The following is a 270-nucleotide window of genomic DNA, read 5'->3' as shown; positions in this document are numbered from 1 at the left end:
GCTTTCAATCTGATCCTGCCGCCCGCAGCTGTGACATGTCAGCATGCCGGATGAACTGTCAAAGACCATATCATCGCCGCAGTTCGGGCATTTATAAGAAATGATCATTCTGTTTCTCTCACTTTCTCTTTATATCGGACAAAGCTGCAGCCCGCTGTCTATTGATCTTTACTGAAAAGCATTTTCTGCTTAAGCGCCGCCAACTCATCGTCGACACTGCTTTGATTGCTGTCATATTTAGCCGTCAGCTCGTCAATATCGTCTTTCGGA

General features: G+C 46.3%; 1 protein-coding gene and 1 pseudogene. Both read right to left on the bottom strand.

Going from position 1 to position 270, the window contains the following annotated elements:
• The coding region (locus tag SB660_RS20815) for a TFIIB-type zinc ribbon-containing protein (RefSeq protein WP_410584249.1) at positions 1 to 108 on the bottom strand (108 nt) is incomplete at its 3' end.
• Between the two features lie 50 nt (positions 109 to 158).
• Positions 159 to 270, bottom strand: a pseudogene (locus tag SB660_RS20810) (PspA/IM30 family protein); the annotation flags it as partial.

Origin of the sequence: Bacillus sp. SIMBA_005 (genome assembly GCF_046535585.1) — a bacterium.
Classification (GTDB): Bacteria; Bacillota; Bacilli; order Bacillales; family Bacillaceae; genus Bacillus; species Bacillus pumilus.
Note: the sequence above shows the minus strand (reverse complement) of the source record. Positions and strands in the feature narration are given on the sequence as shown.